This window comes from Micromonospora sp. NPDC000442 (assembly GCF_042898635.1).
Classification (GTDB): Bacteria; Actinomycetota; Actinomycetes; order Mycobacteriales; family Micromonosporaceae; genus Micromonospora.
The window spans coordinates 47,254-62,463 of record NZ_JBIAYZ010000008.1 but is presented as its reverse complement, the minus strand read 5'-3'; the positions used below and the strand labels follow the sequence as shown (position 1 = coordinate 62,463).

Genomic DNA, 15,210 nt, shown 5'->3' with positions numbered 1-15,210 from the left:
CCTCCGTACCGAAAGGACCCATCATGATTCACCCGCCCGTCACCGTGCCGAGACTGTCTCGCCGCGGCCTGCTCGGCGGTGCCGCCGCCGTCTCCGCCGCCCTGCTGACCGGCTGCGGGCCGGGTAACGACGCGGCCAGCACCTCGGCCGGGCAGCCCCGGCGCGGGGGTCGGCTGCGGGCGGCGTTCGCCGGCGGCGGGGTCAACGAGACGCTGGACCCGCACCTGGCGAACCTGTTCAACGAGGCGTCGCGCGCCAAGGCGATGTTCGACAAGCTCGCCGACTACGGCCCGGACGTCTCCATCCGGCCCCGCCTCGCCGAACGCTGGGAGCCCAGCGGCGACCTCACCCGCTGGCGGATCACCCTGCGCCAGGCCACGTTCCACGACGGCAGGCCGGTGCGGTCCGCCGACGTGCTCTACAGCTACGCCAGGATCCTCGACCCGGAGAAGGCGTTCCGCGCCAAGGCCAGCCTCGACCTGATCGACCTGCCCAACAGCCGCGCCGTCGACGACCGCACCCTGGAACTGGCCCTCAAGCGGCCGTTCGCCGAGTTCCCCAACGCCCTGGCCGCGTTCGGCGCGTACATCGTCCCCGAGGGCACCGACAGCTTCGAGCGGCCCGTCGGTTCCGGGCCGTTCACCTTCGACTCCTGGCAGCCCGGCCGGTCGCTGCTGCTCAAGCGGTACGACGGCTACTGGGAGGGCGCCGCGCATCTCGACGAGCTGGAGTACCTGATCAGCAACGAGGAGTCGGCCCGGGTCAACGCCCTGCTCGCCGGCCAGGTGGAGTACGCGCACGACGTCACCCCCACCACCGCGCGTACCCACGCCGGCAGCGGCCGGATGACCGTCACCCGGATGCCGAACAGCACCATGCAGTCGTTCGCCATGAAGGTCGACCGGCCGCCGTTCGACAACCGCGACCTGCGTGAGGCCATGTTCCTGCTCACCGACCGCCAACAACTGGTCGACACCGTCCTCGCCGGTTCCGGGCAGGTCGGCAACGACCTGTTCGGCAAGGGCTACCAGTACTACGCCGACGACATCGCCCAGCGCACCCGCGACCTCGACCGGGCGCGGTTCCTCATCGACAAGGCCGGCGCCAAGGGGTTGCGCATCACCCTCGACACCGCGGCGGTGGCCAGCGGTTTCGTCGAGGCCGCCAGCGTCTTCGCCGACCAGGCCAAGCAGGCCGGGCTCGTCATCGAAACCGCGATGGGCAACAAGGACACCTACTGGAAGGACATCCTCAACGCCGGTGTGCTGGCCTCGTACCGCTCCGGTGCCATGCCCATCGAAACGCACATCTCACAGCGGCTGCTGACCAACTCCACCACCAACGCCACCCGATGGGCCCGCCCCGAGTTCGACGCCCTCTACGCCAAGGCCATCTCCAGCGCCGACGAAGCAACCCGCCGGCAGGCGTACGGCGACATGCAGCGCAGCCTGCACGCCGAGGGCGGATTCCTGATCTGGGGCTTCGCGGACTTCCTCGTCGCCACCGCGCCCGGCGTCGGTGGGGTGTCCGCCGACGCCCCGGCCAACACCCTCGACTGGGCCCGCTTCGACAAGGTCTGGCTGGGGTGAGTCTGCCCCGCTACGCCGCCGGGCGGTTGCTGCTCGGCCTCGGGCAGGTCGCCGGGATCACCACCATCGTGTTCGTGCTCACCGAGGCGCTGCCCGGTGACGCCGCCGTGGTGATCGCCGGCGACCATCCCGATCCGGCCCGCATCGCCGCGATCCGGGCGCACCTGGACCTCGACCGACCGGCCTGGCAGCGCTACCTCGACTGGCTGACCGACCTGATCCGCGGCGACCTCGGCGTCTCGCTGATCTCGCAGCGGCCCATCGTCGAGCGCCTCGCCGACAGCGCGGGCGCCACGCTGCTGTTGGCGGCGGTGACCCTCCTCGCGTTGGTACCGCTCGCCACCGCGCTGGGCATGCTGGCGGCCCGCCGGGAAGGCGGGCGACTGGACCGGGTCGTGTCCGCGGTGTCGGTCGCGCTGTACGCGGTGCCCGAGTTCGCCCTGGCGATCCTGCTCATCGCCGTCTTCGGGGTCCAACTCGGCTGGCTACCGCCCACCGCGTTCGGCGCCGACCTGCTCGCCCGGCCGTCCGTGCTCGTGCTGCCGCTGCTCGTGCTGCTCGCCCGACCGATCTGCACCATCAGCCGACTCACCCGCGCCGGCATGCTCGACGCCCTGCGCGGCGAGCACGTGCGCCACGCCCGACGGCTCGGCATCACCGGCAGCCGCCTCTGGTTGCGCCACGCCCTGCCCGGCGCGTTGGCGCCGGTGGTGCAGCAACTCGCCCGCACCACCGACTGGCTGCTCGGCGGCGTCATCGTCGTCGAGGCGGTGTTCGTCATCCCCGGCCTCGGCACCGCCCTCGTCGACGCCGTGTCCACCCGCGACATCCCCACCGTGCAGGCGCTGTGCGTCCTCGTGGCCGTGACCACCGTGGTGGTGAACCTGGCCGCCGACCTGGTGGCGTTCCGCCTCGCACCCCGGATCGGGGCCGTGCGATGAGGCGGCTGCGTACCCTGACCGGGGCGGTGCTGCTCGCGGTGCCGCTCGCGCTGGCCGTGTTCGGCCCACCGCTGGCCGGCGAGCCGGACGACCGCACGTTCCCGTTCTCCGGCGACGGTGTGCTGGGCACCGACTTCGTCGGCCGCGACGTGTGGCAGCAGGTCCTGCTCGGCGGCCGGTCCGTCGTCGGGGTCGCCGTCTGCGCGACGCTGCTGGCGTACCTCGTCGGCGTGCCGGTCGGCCTGCTGGCCGCGTCCACCCGCCGCCGGTGGGTCGACGAGCTGCTCATGCGCCCCCTCGACCTGACGCTTGCCGTGCCGTCGCTGTTGCTGCTGATCCTGCTGGCCGCCACCGCGCCGCCCGGGCCCCTCACCCTCGTCGGGATCGTCGCGCTGATCGGGCTGCCGGAGATCGCCCGGATCACCCGCGCCGCCGCACTGCCGCTGGCCCACGGACCGGCCATGGAGGCGATGCGCCTGTACCGCGAGACCTGGTGGCGGCGCGGCCCCGGCTACGTCGGCACCGGCATCCGCCGGATCCTGCTGGCCGACGCCGGCGTCCGGTTCATCGGCGCCATCTACCTGGTGGCCACCGCCAGCTTCCTGGGCATCGGCGTGGCACCCGACGCCGCGGACTGGGCCGTCATGGTGGACCGCAATCGCACCGGTCTGTTCCTGCAACCCTGGGCCGTCGCCGTGCCGGCCGCGCTGATCATCTGCCTGGCCGTCGGTTTCAACCTGGTCACCGACCGGATGCTGGTCACCCCCGCCACCCCCAGCCCACCACCGCCCGTACCAGCCACGACCGGTAGCCGTCCGCACGTGGACAACTCCCTTCTCCAGGTGCGGGAGCTGGCGGCCACGACCGTCGACCGGACGTTGGTCGACGGCGTCTCCTTCACCCTGCGAGCCGGCGACATCCTCGCCGTCATCGGCGGATCCGGCAGCGGCAAGACCACCACCGCCCGGGCCCTGCTCGGCGAGGCCGCCCCCGGCGTCACCCTCACCGGCACCATCACCCTGGCCGGCCGGCCCGTCACGACCACCAGCCCGCCCACGCCCGGCACCGTCGGCTACGTACCCCAGCAACCCGGTGCCGCCCTCAACCCCGTACGCCGCATCGGTGCCGTGCTCCACGAGATCGCCCGGCACCAGGCACCCGGCGACAGCCGCAGCGTCCGCCGACGCACGGTGACGGCCACCCTCGAACGCGTCAGCCTGCCGACCGACCGCCGGTTCCTGCGCCGCTTCCCGCACCAGCTCTCCGGCGGTCAGCAACAACGTCTCGTCATCGCCCACGCCCTGCTGGCCCACGCCGTCCTGCTCATCGCCGACGAACCCACCACCGGCCAGGACGCGCTGACCCGCAGGGACGTCGCCCGGGAACTGACGACACTCGCCCGCGACGGCATCGCCGTCATTCTGCTCAGCCACGACCTGCACCTGGTACGAGCCGTCGCCGACCAGATCCTCGTGCTGCACCGAGGCGCCGGCGTCGAATCCGGCCCGGCCGCCGAGGTGCTCGCCGTACCACACCACCGGCACACTCTCCGGCTGCTCGCCACGCCACCGGCCCGGCCACCGGCGGCGGTCCGCGAGCAGCTGCCGCTACTACGTGTCACCGGCCTGAGCGCCGCCCACCGCGACGGCGGTCGGCACCGCGACGTGCTCCACGACGTCAACCTGGTCGTCCCCGCCGGACAGTGCCTGGCCGTGGTCGGCCGGTCCGGAAGCGGCAAGACCACCCTCGCCCGCTGCATCGCCGGCCTGCACCCCGCACACACCGGCCAGGTGATCCTCGCCGAGAACCGCCTCGCCACGTACCTCGACCGACGTCGTCCAGCCGAACTCGGCGCCATCCAGTACGTGTTCCAGGACGCCCGCGCCAGCTTCGACCCCTACCGGCCGGTCCTCGACCAGATCGCCGGGCCCGCGCGACGCCTGCGGGACGCCCCGCCGGACCAGGCCCGCGACGCCGCCCGGCACCTGCTCGAACGGGTGGGTCTCGCCGAACACACCGTGACCCGGCGTCCGGACCGGCTCTCCGGCGGCGAACTGCACCGCGCGGCGCTCGCCCGTGCTCTCGCCAGCGACCCCCGCGTCCTCATCTGCGACGAGACGACGGCCGGGCTCGACAGCGTCACCCGGCACGGCATCCTCATGCTCCTCGACGAGCTGCGACGCACCCTCCAGCTGACCGTCGTCATGATCAGCCACGACCGCGACGTCGTGGCTCACCTCGCCGACCACATCGTCGTTCTCGACGACGGAACCGTCGTCGACAGCGGCCCGGCCGACGCCCTGCTCCACCACGCACACCACCCGCTGACCCGCGCGCTTCTGCACAGCGACCCGACGACCGCCGCGGCGCCGTCGAACCCATGACCGGAGGAACCATGCAGCAGTACCGATCCCACGTCGGCCCGTACGACGTCCAGACGGCCGACCTACGGCACCTCGACGGGGCGCGCAGCGTCATGCTCGACACCTTCTACCGCGACTTCGGCTACGGCTACCGGCCCGACTGGCACCGGGACGTCATCGACCTCGGCGGCACCTACCTCACGCCCGAGCACCACGCCCTGTTCGTCGCGACCAAGGGCGACGAGGTCGTCGGCACCACTGCGGTGCGCGCCGGCGGGCCCACATGCCCACCCCACCCGCGCTTCCTCGCCCAGCGCTACCCGGACGAGACCACCGCGCAGCTGTTCCGGGTCTACGTCCGGCCCGAACACCGACGCAGTGGCCTCGCCCGGGCACTCGTCGGCCTCGCCGTCGACTTCGTCGCCCGGCAAACCCGCTACCAGGCGCTCTACCTGCACACGGACCCGCGCGTCGACGGCGCCGAACCGTTCTGGCGGAGCGTGGCCACGCCGATCCACGACCCGCGTGACGGCCGCGACGACACCTATCAGACCGTCCACTTCGAGATCGCGCTGCCCGGCCGCCCCCGTTAGCCGCCATCGTGCGACCGGGCAGACCACGTGGCGCTACGCCGAGTGGTCAGCGGCAGCCCGTACCGGGGCCGCCTCCGCCTGGAGCAGTTGCCGACGCTTGTTGTTGCCGAGCCACCGGTGCGATCCGGGCTTGCGGGCCTCGTTGGTGAGGTGACCAACGGCGAACCGGTAGGTCAGAGCCTTGAGTCTCGCGCCGAAGCGGCCACCGACGAACATCCTGTTCGCGGTGTCGTCCCTGCCGGCAAGTTGGTAGATGCCGGCATGGGTGCCCAGGCCGACACACATGGCGCCGAAGAAGACGCTCGCCGGCTCGGGGGCGGTGCCCGCGATGCGCCGCAGCACCGTGTCCGCGGCGTGCGCGCCGAGGCAACTCGCCGTGTACGCGCTCATCCGGTACGGCACGCCGGATGGCGCCGCCGAGTCCCCGGCCGCGACGATGCGTTCGTCGTCGGCGCTGGTCAGCGTCTCGTCGGTGATCAGGCGCCCGATGGCGTCGGTCCGCAAGCCGCTGCGCGTGGCCAGATCCGGCACCCCGAAGCCCGCGGTCCAGATGGTGATCGCGCTCGGCAGCGTACGACCGTCACCGAGCCGCACCGCGTCCCGCATGACCTCGGTGACGGTGGTGCCGGGACCGGCCAGGACGGCCACGCCGATCCTGGTGAGCGACCTGGTGGCGGCGCGTCGGGCCCGTGGGTGCAGGTACGCGCCGAGCGTGTCCCCGCAGACCAGACTGACCCGGTGTCCCCGCTCGGCCAGCTCGGCGGCGGTTTCGATACCGGTCGGCCCGGCGCCGACGACCGTCACCGGGGTCGCCGCCGGCCGGTCGTCGAGGATCGAGCGCAGCCGCTGTGCTGCCTCGAGGGTGGCCATCGGGTAGGCGAACTCGGCCGCGCCGGGAACGCGTGGTTCGGCGCTCGCGCTGCCCGCCGCGTAGACGAGGTAGTCGTAGCCGAGTGTGCCGCTGCCCCGCAGCGTCACGCTGCGCTGCGCCGCGTCGATTGCCGTGACGGTGTCCTGGACCAGCCGCACCTTCTCGGCCAGCACCTGCCGGTAGGGCACGACCGCCTCGTGGACACCGGCGACCACGTGGTGCAGCCGGAGCCGGATGACGAAGTCCGGCCGCGGATTCACCACGGTCACGGTGACGTCGTCGCGCTGCAACAGGCGATTGGCCGCCATCACGCCGGCGAATCCGCCGCCGACCACTACCACCCTGGTGTTGCCTGCCATGTCTGACTCCCTTCGCGGACGGTTCGACCCCAAGACACCGACAGCACCCGGCGTGTGACAGTCGTGGCTCACGTCACGTCAGGTCCCGCTGCCGTCCTGACTGGTCCGCGGCGTCGCTGCAACGGCGTGATCCCCTGACGGGATGAACAGGCCGTCAGGGGATCACCAAGGAGCAGACTCGCGTCAGGGCACCGCCACCGTCGCGTCGTCGTTGCCCGGCATCCGGGTCACGCTGGGCAACGGCGGAACGGCCGCTGCCGCACGGCTGCTCGCCTCGTCGGTCGGGCATATCGCGGTTCGCAGCAACGTGTTCCAGGCGACGTCGATCGGGTGCAGGTCGGGTAGGCCGAGCTGGTAGTGGCTGATGTTGATCCCGGACGACACCTGGCGAGCGCCGTCCCGGCTGTGCATGGAGAACGTCAGGTGACCGAGGACCGCGCCGTCATGGCCCCAGAACTCGCCGCACGGCGTGGGCAGCGAGTAGATGCCGAGCCCGTAGCCGCCGGCTTCGGGCTGCTCGGGCAGGATCGGTACCCCGGTGAGCATCTCATCGAGGCTGGCCGGGCTGATCAGGTCACCGCCGAGCAGCGCCCGGAAGAAGGTGTTCAGGTCTGCCGTGGTGGCGATCATCTCGCCCGCCGTCCACGCCCAGCTCATGTTGAACTCGCTGAGGTCGCGTACGCCGAGCGGGGCGAAGTAGGCGCCACTGTGCGGGCCACGGATCCGCGGGTCGGTGCCGGGGAACGATGTCCCGGTGAGCCTCAGCGGCCGCAGGATGCGCCGCTGCACCTCGGCCGCCGCGTCCTTGCCGGTGATTTTTTCGATCAGCAGGCCGGCCAGGATGTAGTTGGTGTTCGAGTAGTTGAACTGGGCACCGGGGGCGTTGGTCGGCGGCATGGCCAGGCCCGTGGCCACGAGGTCCGCCGGAGCGTACGTGTCGACCTGCATCCGGTTGATTGCCGCGTACGAGTCGATCATCGCGTTGGTGTAGTTGCCGATGCCGCTGGTGTGGTTGAGCAGCATCCGGACGGTGACCTGGGTGCCGAGGTCACCCGGCACGACGTCGGGCAGCCACCGCCCGATCGGGTCGTCGAGGCTCAGCCGGCCCTCGTCGACGAACTGGAGCACGGTGGTGGCGACGAACGTCTTGGTGACGCTGCCGATCCGGTGCCGCATCTGTGGCTGCATCGGTCGAGGTCTGGTCAGGAACGCCTGGCCTGCGGCGTCACGCCAGTCGTGCCGGCCATCGCGCACGGCGACCAGCACCCCTGGGACGCCGGCTGCGGGCACCGCGGCGAGTGCGGTGCGCAACTCGGCGCGATCCGGTCCGCCGGCGGCCGGTCGGGCGGACGGGCTCGGCTGCGCTGTGGCGGAGGCGGGTACGACGGCGATCGTGGTCACCAGCGCGACGCTGGACGCCACGATCTTCAGTGTCCGAAATGTACGTGACATAGTGACATGTTCGCCGGGCCCGCCCCTGGCCGCATCCTGCTCAGGCGGGAGATCCGGCTCCCGCTGCGGGACGAACGAGCGTCAACCGATCGACGCACGGCTCGGCCGTCGGGTACGACTCCTCGGCGTGAGGGCAATGGTCGGGGCGCTGCGTCCTGCCGGCGTTGTGCCCAGGCAGGCAGGGGTTTGGCAGCCGGGACGACGGGGGTAGGGAGCGATCCGCCCGTCAGCCAACCCCCGAAGGAGACAAGCCATGTCGGTGCAGGCGTTCCTCTATGTCGTCGCGGTCATCCTGCTCGTGCTCGCCGCGTTGCCCCTCCGCACCCGGGGTGTCTCGCTCGCGCTGCTCGGCGCGGCGTGCGCCCTGCTGGCCTACGCCTGGCCGGTGATCACCGGTTAGGAATGAGCTCACCTGCTCGGATGAGGAGCCCTGCCACCGTTCGCCCTCCGGCTGGCAGGGCTCCTACCGTTGTCGCCGCCCCTGATTCACGCAGCGGGTGGCGTGGTCGCGGAGCGACTCGACGGTATCGGTCGGCGTGCGGCCCAGACGGTGCGCTCGGTTCGAACGGCGAAATCGCTGCGGCGCAGGATGCTGTGCTGGCTGTCGGTGTCCAGCAGTCGGTCGAGTGCGGCGAGGTCCTCGGGGGCGAGGGCGTCGGCGACGGCGTGGCGGATGCGCTGGAGGCTGGCCTGGGCGTAGCCGCCGACCCGCGCGTCGTCCGAGCCCTTGATGTGCACGGTCAGTCGACGCTCACCTTCGACAGTGAATCCGGCGGCGGTGAGCATCGGCCCCCAGTCGGCACCGCGGTGGGGGAGGTGCTCGGCGTGGACGCGGTCGCCGGCGGCGTGGCAGCGCTCCTCCAGACCGGGTCGGTCATCCGGGGCGTTCTCGGGGAGGAATCGCGGGAAGCCGGACAGTTCCACGACGGCGAACAGGCCGCCCTCGGGCAACAGGTCGTGGACCGCGCGCAGGACCTGTCCGGGGCGGGCTATGTGGTGCATCGAAGCGGAGGCCCACACCAGGTCCGGGGTGCCGAGCGCGGGCCAGTCGGGCTCGTCGAGGTTGGCCTGAACGGTCCGCACCCGCTTCGTCTGACCTCGGCCGTACGCCTTGTCCCGCAGACGCTGGAGGTGACCGGCCGAGGAGTCGACCGCGGTCACCTGCGCCTCGGGGAAACGGTCGAGAAGGGCGAAGGTTCCCGCTCCGGGGCCGCTGCCCAGATCCACGATCTGGCGCGGGGCGGTGTCGAGAGGTAGCCAGGCTGCGATCTCGGTGAGGTGCGCCGCGAGGACGTCCGCCTCCAGGTCGAGGATCTCGGCCTGTCCGGCATCGTGGCATTCACGGTGGGCTGCGTGTGTCATACCGCGACGTTAGGACGGTCATGCGGACGCGGCGTGGTCGCTTCCCGATTACGCAAGACGATGGGTGACGGGGCTGCCTGACACGCAAGAAACGCCCGTCGCGCTGCGGCTGCGGTGGTGCACCGAGCCGTCACCGTCGCAGGTTCTCGCTCTCGTGCTGCTGGTGTCCACGTCGGGCGTCGCGGTCGAAGATGCCCAGGATCTCGCACGGGCGGCCGTCGGCGCCGATGGCGTGCGGCAGCATGGTGGGGAACTCGGCGGCCTGGTTGGTCTCGAGACGGAAGCGACGGTGGCCGAGCATCAGGACCGCCGTGCCGGAGAGGACCACGAGCCATTCACGCCCCGGGTGGGCGCGCATGCGGGCCGGATTGTCCGGTGGCGGCTCCGTCATCCGCTGGCGGACGACGGACATGCCCGGGTCGGCCTTGATGGGCCAGCGCATCGACCCGCGGGCGCCGTCGATCATCGGACTGGTGACGATGTCGTCGGAGGCGGTCTCCACGAGCTGGTCCAGGGTGGTGTCGAGGGCGCGTGCGAGCGTGACGAGCTGGTCCAGCGCGAGGCGGCGCTGGCCGTTCTCGATGCGGCTGAGCGAGGACTGACTGAGCCGGGCCCGGGTGGCCAGTTCTTCCAGGGACCAGCCCTGTGCGACCCGCAGAGCGCGGATCCGTTTGCGTACGAGGCTGTCCAGATCACCATCATCTTGCGTCATAAGCAAGACTATATGCCTCTGGTGCAGTGCGTGGTTAGCGTCGTGCGTACCGGGCCCGGACCAGGCGGGCCGTTGCCGATGGAAAGACCTCGTGCATCTCCCGCGCGGTACCTCCGTGACCGCTCCGGTCAGTGCGCCCCGGCCGGGGCACCGGTCGGAGCCCGCCCTCGGTCCGCCGACCGATACCGCACACCCTTGTCTGAGAGGAATCCATGAGTACGTACCAGCCGGCACCGCCGACCACCGCGGCGCGGGGCGGCGCTGTGGTCAGCGGAAGCGCGCCAAGTGCCAGTCAGCTCCGCATGATCCTGATCGCGGTCTCCGGCGCCTTGATGGCCGTCATCGCCTCCGTCTCGGGCCTGAACGTGGCCCAGACCCATCTCGCAGTCGACTTCGGCGCCGGACAGACCACCGTCCTGTGGATCATCAACAGCTACACCCTCACCCTGGCCGCGCTGCTGCTCCCGCTCGGCGCCTTGGGCGACCGGTTGGGCCGCAAGCCGATGCTGATCGTCGGGCTGGTCATATTCGGTGCCGCGAGCGTCGCGGCGGGCCTCGCCCCGAACGCCGAGATCATGCTCGCGGCGCGTGTGCTCAGTGGTGTCAGCGCTGCGATGATCATGCCGATCACCCTGGCGGTGATCACCTCCACGTTCCCCGAACACGAACGCGGCAAGGCGATCGGTGTGTGGACGGGCATCGCCGGTGGCGGCGGCATCCTCGGCATGTTTCTCTCCGCCCTGCTCGTCGACGTGGCCTCCTGGCGCTGGCTGTTCGTCCTGCCGGTGGCCCTGATCATCGTGGCCCTGGCCATGGCGGTGAGGTCGGTGCCCAACTCCCGCGAGTACTCCGGCCACTCCTTCGACCTCGTCGGCGCGCTCACCTCCAGCGTGGCCGTGGTCGGGCTCATCTACGTGCTGCACGAGGCACCGGAACGCGGCTGGGGCGACCCCGTCACGGTGATCAGTCTCCTCGTCGGCCTCGCCGCACTGATCGCGTTCGTGACCTGGGAATTGCGGCGTCGCGACGCCTCGCTGCTGGACGTCCGCCTGTTCCGCGAGCGGGGCCTGGCTGGCGGTTCGCTCACGCTCCTGGTCGTCTTCGGCGTCCAGGCAGGCATCGCCGTGGTCCTCTTTCCGTTCTTCCAGGCCGTGCTCGGCTGGTCGGGACTGCTGTCGACCCTCGCGATGATGCCCATGGCGGTACTGATGATGATGACGTCCGCTCTGGCCCCCCGGTTGGCCGCCCGCATCGGCTCCCGATCCACCGTGGCCCTCGGTGTCGCGCTGGGTGGAGTCGGTCTGACACTGATGGCCCTGGTCGTCTCCGTGGACGGCGGCTACCTCTCCGTCCTGCCCGGCATGCTCGCCATGGGCGTTGGCATGGGCTTCTCGATGGCTCCCTCCACCGAGGCGATCACCAGCTCCCTGCCCGTTGCGAAGCAGGGTGTCGCCTCCGCACTCAACGACATCACCCGTGAGTTCGGCACCGCGCTCGGAGTCGCCATGCTCGGCGCGCTACTGTCGGCCGGCTACCGCAGTTCGATCGGCGACAAGCTGCACGGCATTCCCGCAGACACCGCCAGTACCGCTCGTGAAGGCATCGCCAACGCTCTGGACGCAGCCGGGGAATCGAGCTCCCACAGTCCGCAGGTGATCCACGCTGCACAGCAGGCCTTCGTGGACGGGTGGCGGCAGGCAATGGTGGTTGGCGCCGTCGTCATGGCTGGCATGTTCCTCATCATCTTGGCCAGCGGTCCTCAGCGCCGCCCCGCCCTACCGGCCGAGGTGATCGAAGCCACCGGGACCGTCGCGCGGTGACCATCCGACAGCACGTGCACATGATGATGGTGAGTTCGAGGACACCACGGTGACCGTCGAGCTGGCATGCTCGGGAAACTGGTGGAACTGATCGGGGGAAACCGCCGGAGCCGGGAGAGGATCATCATGGGCACCGAGTTGGCCGACATCCTGGATGCGGCAGCTCAGGGGCATTTCCCGGCACCGGACGGCGGCATCACCGTGGTGCCACAGCCAAGCAGTCGCGACGCCGGAGTGGTCGCCTTCACCGCCCACTCCGTGGTCTTCACCGACGAGGACCCGGTGTGGGTACGCCGGATCCTGGCCTCCCTCGACTGCGACCCCCTGGCGGTCGCGATGAATCCGGCCTTTCTGCGCGCGCTGCTCGACCGCACCCGGCGCTCCATGGACACGATCGACCTCTTGACAGTGGCGGGCCCGCTCGCCGGTGAGCCGCCACTGGAGCTGACAGAAGTGGTGAACGCGGATCATCCACGTCGGACGAGGGCAGGTAGGCGTCGTGACGACCTGCGCGTCTGGGCGGCCGACGGCGGAATCGTCATCCTCGGCCGTGGTGTGGCAGGTCGCTGGGAAACGGCGATCGAGGTCGACGAAGGGCATCGGAGCCGGGGCCTCGGGCGGGCACTGGCGACCGCCGCCCGGCATCTGGTGCCCGACGGCCAGCCCGTCTGGGCGCAGCAGGCCGCCGGCAACGCAAGCAGCGTACGCGCTTTCCAGGCGGCCGGCTTCCGACCGGTGGGAGCCGAAGCGCTCCTGCTCGACACGTAGGGGCACCGAGCCGGCGGTGCGGGTCGGGGAGGATGCCCTCGCTGGTCAGCTCAACCTGAAGGTCACGTTGTCGACGTCGAAGGCAGTGACGCCGTTGCCGGCCGACTCGCTGGCGAAGAAGCTGACCGTCGCGGTGCGCTCGGTCGCCGCGGTCCCGGTCGACATGCTGTACTGCCGCCACTCTGCTCCTCCGTCGAAGGCCAGGGAGAACCGGGTCTTCGGGGGGATGCCGGTGGCCACCAGCCCGACGTTCAGGTAATCGCTGCGGCTGGTTTCGGTGGTGATGGTGCGGACCCAGAAGCGGACCGTCAGGTCACAGTTGGCCGGCACCGCGACGGTGGTGCGCAGCAGGTCGGAACGGCTCACGTCCAACCCGGCGAAGGTGGCGTACGCGCGGCCGGTGCGCGCGGGCCGGATCGTGTCGCCGAGCACGACGATGCGGGGGCCGGCCTCCCAGCCGGTGGTGCCACGCTCGAACCCCGGGTTGGGGTGGATCTGCCCGGTGCAGGCCGGGTCGGCTGCCGGCTGGACGGCGGGCGCGCTGCCCGTGCTCAGGAGGAGCAGAGCGGCAGCGAGGGCGGTGGTGACGAGGGCCTTCATCAGTTCTCCCCGTAGCAAAGGCATTCGAGACGGTCAATCGACCATGCTTCACGGAGGTTGGTGCGTCAAGCCCGTCCCGCCCATGGGGACCAGCGGATCGGGCAGCCTACAGTCGGGCCATGAGCACCGACAGGAACGCGGCTCCGGTTCCCTCGGTCGCGGTCGTGACACCTGCACCATCGGCAGGGCCAGGGACGAGGGCATACACCGCCGGTCCCGTACGCGCCGTCTACCCCGGCAGCTTCGATCCCTTCACTGCCGGGCATCTGAATGTGGTACGCCGCGCACGTGACCTCTTCGACGAAGTGGTCGTGCTGGTCGCCGTCAACAGCGACAAGCATCCGGGCGTCGACGAGGAGGAGCGAGCCGCCGCTGTCCGGGCTGTCCTGCCGGTCGAGTGGACCTCCGTCACGGTGGTGGCCTGGAGCGGTTTGACCTCCGACTACTGTCGTGGCCATCAGGTGGCAGTGATCGTCCGAGGCGTACGCAACACCACCGACCTCCAGGCCGAGTACCGACTCGCCGCGATGAACCAGTCGCTTGGTGTCCCCACGGTGTTTCTGCCCGCGCGGCCCGAACTGACCAGGCTGTCGTCGACGGCGGTACGCACGCTGGGAGGCTGACCCGCGCCGACCGGCCCTGGTGATGAGTTCTCGCGCCCTCATCCGTCATACCTACGACGGAACACGGCGAGACGGAAGGATGACGCGATGGGTGTGGACGCGCGGCCGAAGGAGCTGGGTGTGGGCGGTCTGGATGAGATCGACGAATCGGCGTTCTCGGGGCTGGCGCAGCGGCACCGCCGGGAGCTGCACGTGCATTGTTACCGGATGCTCGGATCGTTCGAGGATGCGGAGGACACCGTGCAGGAGACGTTCCTGCGGGCCTGGCGGCGGCGGGAGACCTTTGCGGGGCGGTCGTCGTTCCGGGCCTGGCTGTACCGGATCGCCACCAACGCCTGCCTGGACCTGCTCGCCAAGTGCCGTCCGGAGCCGGCGACCGGCGGCGAGGTGCGGTGGTTGCAGCCCTACCCGGACCGGCTGCTCGACGAGCTGGCCGCGGGCGTCGCGGACGAGCCGGAGGTGGTCGCTGTCGCGCGGGAGACGATCGAGCTGGCCTACCTCGTCGCGGTCCAGCACCTGGCGCCGCGCCCGCGGGCGGTGCTGATCCTTCGGGACGTCCTCGGCTGGCCGGCGAAGCACGTCGCGGAGCTGCTCGGCGACTCGGTCAACTCCGTCAACAGCGCGTTGCAGCGGGCCCGCGCGGGCATGCGGGAGCACCTGCCCGCCGAGCGGCAGGACTGGACCGGCGGTGGGGAGGACGCCGGAACCCGGGAGCTGGTGCGCCGCTACACCGACGCCAGCGTGGCCACGGACATCGACCGGCTCGCCGGGCTGCTGCGCGACGACGTCCGCTGCTCGATGCCGCCCACTCCGGGCCTGCACGTGGGCCGTGACGCGGTGGTGAGCGACTGGGTCGGCAGCGGCTTCGTCGGCATGACCGGCCTGCGTGCCGTTCAGACCTGCGTGAACCGGCAGCCCGCCGTCGCCTTCTACCACTGGCGGAAGCGGGAGGGCGCGTACCTGCCGCTGACGATCGACGTGCTGCGGGTCACCGGCGGAGCGATCACCGAGATCGTCACGTTCCACGACGACCAGTTCCCGCGGCTCGGGCTACCGGACCGCCTGCCGGCCGACGGCACCGCGTAGCCCCGGTGAGGGCAGTCCACGGCAGGGGTGTGTATCCATCCCATGCACCCTGCTCCACCCGGGTGGCCCGA

The 15,210-nt window shown here is 71.0% G+C and carries 14 protein-coding genes; 9 read left to right on the top strand and 5 right to left on the bottom strand.

Annotated features, from left to right (window positions below):
- The first annotated feature begins 23 nt into the window (after positions 1–23).
- The 4 genes from ACFY2A_RS14975 to ACFY2A_RS14960 are packed head-to-tail and all read left to right on the top strand — an operon-like array spanning position 24 to position 5,486.
- Complete coding sequence (locus ACFY2A_RS14975) at positions 24–1,589, top strand: ABC transporter substrate-binding protein (protein WP_387171908.1); 1,566 nt, start codon at positions 24–26, stop codon at positions 1,587–1,589.
- The gene (locus ACFY2A_RS14970; RefSeq protein ID WP_387171906.1) at positions 1,586–2,530 is read left to right on the top strand and encodes an ABC transporter permease; all 945 of its coding nucleotides are present in this window, start codon (positions 1,586–1,588) and stop codon (positions 2,528–2,530) included. The genes ACFY2A_RS14975 and ACFY2A_RS14970 overlap by 4 nt, the downstream gene beginning before the upstream one ends.
- Positions 2,527–4,914, top strand: coding sequence for an ATP-binding cassette domain-containing protein (locus ACFY2A_RS14965; RefSeq protein ID WP_387171904.1), 2,388 nt, complete (start codon positions 2,527–2,529; stop codon positions 4,912–4,914). Before ACFY2A_RS14970 ends, ACFY2A_RS14965 begins: the two co-directional genes overlap by 4 nt.
- An 11-nt stretch (positions 4,915–4,925) precedes the next feature.
- Positions 4,926–5,486 carry a GNAT family N-acetyltransferase gene (locus ACFY2A_RS14960; protein WP_387171902.1) on the top strand — a complete coding sequence of 187 codons (561 nt, stop codon included), beginning with the start codon at positions 4,926–4,928 and terminating at the stop codon, positions 5,484–5,486.
- Between the two features lie 33 nt (positions 5,487–5,519).
- On the opposite strand, the gene ACFY2A_RS14955 is transcribed toward ACFY2A_RS14960, so the two are convergent.
- The gene (locus ACFY2A_RS14955; RefSeq protein WP_387171899.1) at positions 5,520–6,716 is read right to left on the bottom strand and encodes an NAD(P)/FAD-dependent oxidoreductase; all 1,197 of its coding nucleotides are present in this window, start codon (positions 6,714–6,716) and stop codon (positions 5,520–5,522) included.
- Positions 6,717–6,899: 183 nt separating this feature from the next.
- On the bottom strand, positions 6,900–8,138 hold the full coding sequence (locus ACFY2A_RS14950; RefSeq protein WP_387172283.1) for a serine hydrolase domain-containing protein: 1,239 nt from the start codon (positions 8,136–8,138) through the stop codon (positions 6,900–6,902).
- Positions 8,139–8,421: 283 nt separating this feature from the next.
- On the opposite strand from ACFY2A_RS14950, the gene ACFY2A_RS14945 reads away from it, so the two are divergent.
- Positions 8,422–8,568 carry a hypothetical protein gene (locus ACFY2A_RS14945; protein ID WP_363924251.1) on the top strand — a complete coding sequence of 49 codons (147 nt, stop codon included), beginning with the start codon at positions 8,422–8,424 and terminating at the stop codon, positions 8,566–8,568.
- 86 nt (positions 8,569–8,654) lie between these two features.
- On the opposite strand, the gene ACFY2A_RS14940 is transcribed toward ACFY2A_RS14945, so the two are convergent.
- Together ACFY2A_RS14940 and ACFY2A_RS14935 are read right to left on the bottom strand one after the other, a co-directional pair.
- Positions 8,655–9,530, bottom strand: a complete 876-nt coding sequence (locus tag ACFY2A_RS14940; protein ID WP_387171897.1) for a class I SAM-dependent methyltransferase — start codon at positions 9,528–9,530, stop codon at positions 8,655–8,657.
- Between the two features lie 130 nt (positions 9,531–9,660).
- Positions 9,661–10,242 (bottom strand): helix-turn-helix domain-containing protein, encoded by a 582-nt coding sequence (locus ACFY2A_RS14935; RefSeq protein WP_387171895.1) that lies wholly within the window; start codon positions 10,240–10,242, stop codon positions 9,661–9,663.
- 212 nt (positions 10,243–10,454) lie between these two features.
- Between ACFY2A_RS14935 and ACFY2A_RS14930 the strand changes: the two genes are divergently transcribed.
- Positions 10,455–12,062 carry a DHA2 family efflux MFS transporter permease subunit gene (locus ACFY2A_RS14930; protein WP_387171892.1) on the top strand — a complete coding sequence of 536 codons (1,608 nt, stop codon included), beginning with the start codon at positions 10,455–10,457 and terminating at the stop codon, positions 12,060–12,062.
- A 126-nt stretch (positions 12,063–12,188) separates the two neighbouring features.
- Complete coding sequence (locus ACFY2A_RS14925) at positions 12,189–12,830, top strand: GNAT family N-acetyltransferase (protein ID WP_387172281.1); 642 nt, start codon at positions 12,189–12,191, stop codon at positions 12,828–12,830.
- A 45-nt stretch (positions 12,831–12,875) separates the two neighbouring features.
- Here ACFY2A_RS14925 and ACFY2A_RS14920 read toward each other — a convergent pair whose 3' ends face one another.
- Positions 12,876–13,430: a hypothetical protein gene (locus ACFY2A_RS14920; protein ID WP_387171890.1), complete on the bottom strand. Its 555-nt coding sequence runs from the start codon at positions 13,428–13,430 to the stop codon at positions 12,876–12,878.
- A 119-nt stretch (positions 13,431–13,549) separates the two neighbouring features.
- Here ACFY2A_RS14920 and coaD point away from each other — a divergent pair, with 119 nt between their 5' ends.
- On the top strand, positions 13,550–14,053 hold the full coding sequence (gene coaD / locus ACFY2A_RS14915; RefSeq protein ID WP_363924245.1) for a pantetheine-phosphate adenylyltransferase: 504 nt from the start codon (positions 13,550–13,552) through the stop codon (positions 14,051–14,053).
- 87 nt (positions 14,054–14,140) lie between these two features.
- Entirely contained in the window at positions 14,141–15,139 is a 999-nt protein-coding gene (locus ACFY2A_RS14910) for an RNA polymerase subunit sigma-70 (RefSeq protein ID WP_363924244.1), read from the top strand.
- Positions 15,140–15,210 lie beyond the last annotated feature (71 nt).

Coding starts and splice junctions, on each gene's coding strand:
- ACFY2A_RS14925 (WP_387172281.1), top strand. CDS start 12,189: ATGGGCACCGAGTTGGCCGACATCCTGGATGCGGCAGCTCAGGGGCAT.
- ACFY2A_RS14960 (WP_387171902.1), top strand. CDS start 4,926: ATGCAGCAGTACCGATCCCACGTCGGCCCGTACGACGTCCAGACGGCC.
- ACFY2A_RS14935 (WP_387171895.1), bottom strand. CDS start 10,242: ATGACGCAAGATGATGGTGATCTGGACAGCCTCGTACGCAAACGGATC.
- ACFY2A_RS14955 (WP_387171899.1), bottom strand. CDS start 6,716: ATGGCAGGCAACACCAGGGTGGTAGTGGTCGGCGGCGGATTCGCCGGC.
- coaD (WP_363924245.1), top strand. CDS start 13,550: ATGAGCACCGACAGGAACGCGGCTCCGGTTCCCTCGGTCGCGGTCGTG.
- ACFY2A_RS14940 (WP_387171897.1), bottom strand. CDS start 9,530: ATGACACACGCAGCCCACCGTGAATGCCACGATGCCGGACAGGCCGAG.
- ACFY2A_RS14945 (WP_363924251.1), top strand. CDS start 8,422: ATGTCGGTGCAGGCGTTCCTCTATGTCGTCGCGGTCATCCTGCTCGTG.
- ACFY2A_RS14965 (WP_387171904.1), top strand. CDS start 2,527: ATGAGGCGGCTGCGTACCCTGACCGGGGCGGTGCTGCTCGCGGTGCCG.
- ACFY2A_RS14930 (WP_387171892.1), top strand. CDS start 10,455: ATGAGTACGTACCAGCCGGCACCGCCGACCACCGCGGCGCGGGGCGGC.
- ACFY2A_RS14920 (WP_387171890.1), bottom strand. CDS start 13,430: ATGAAGGCCCTCGTCACCACCGCCCTCGCTGCCGCTCTGCTCCTCCTG.
- ACFY2A_RS14910 (WP_363924244.1), top strand. CDS start 14,141: ATGGGTGTGGACGCGCGGCCGAAGGAGCTGGGTGTGGGCGGTCTGGAT.
- ACFY2A_RS14975 (WP_387171908.1), top strand. CDS start 24: ATGATTCACCCGCCCGTCACCGTGCCGAGACTGTCTCGCCGCGGCCTG.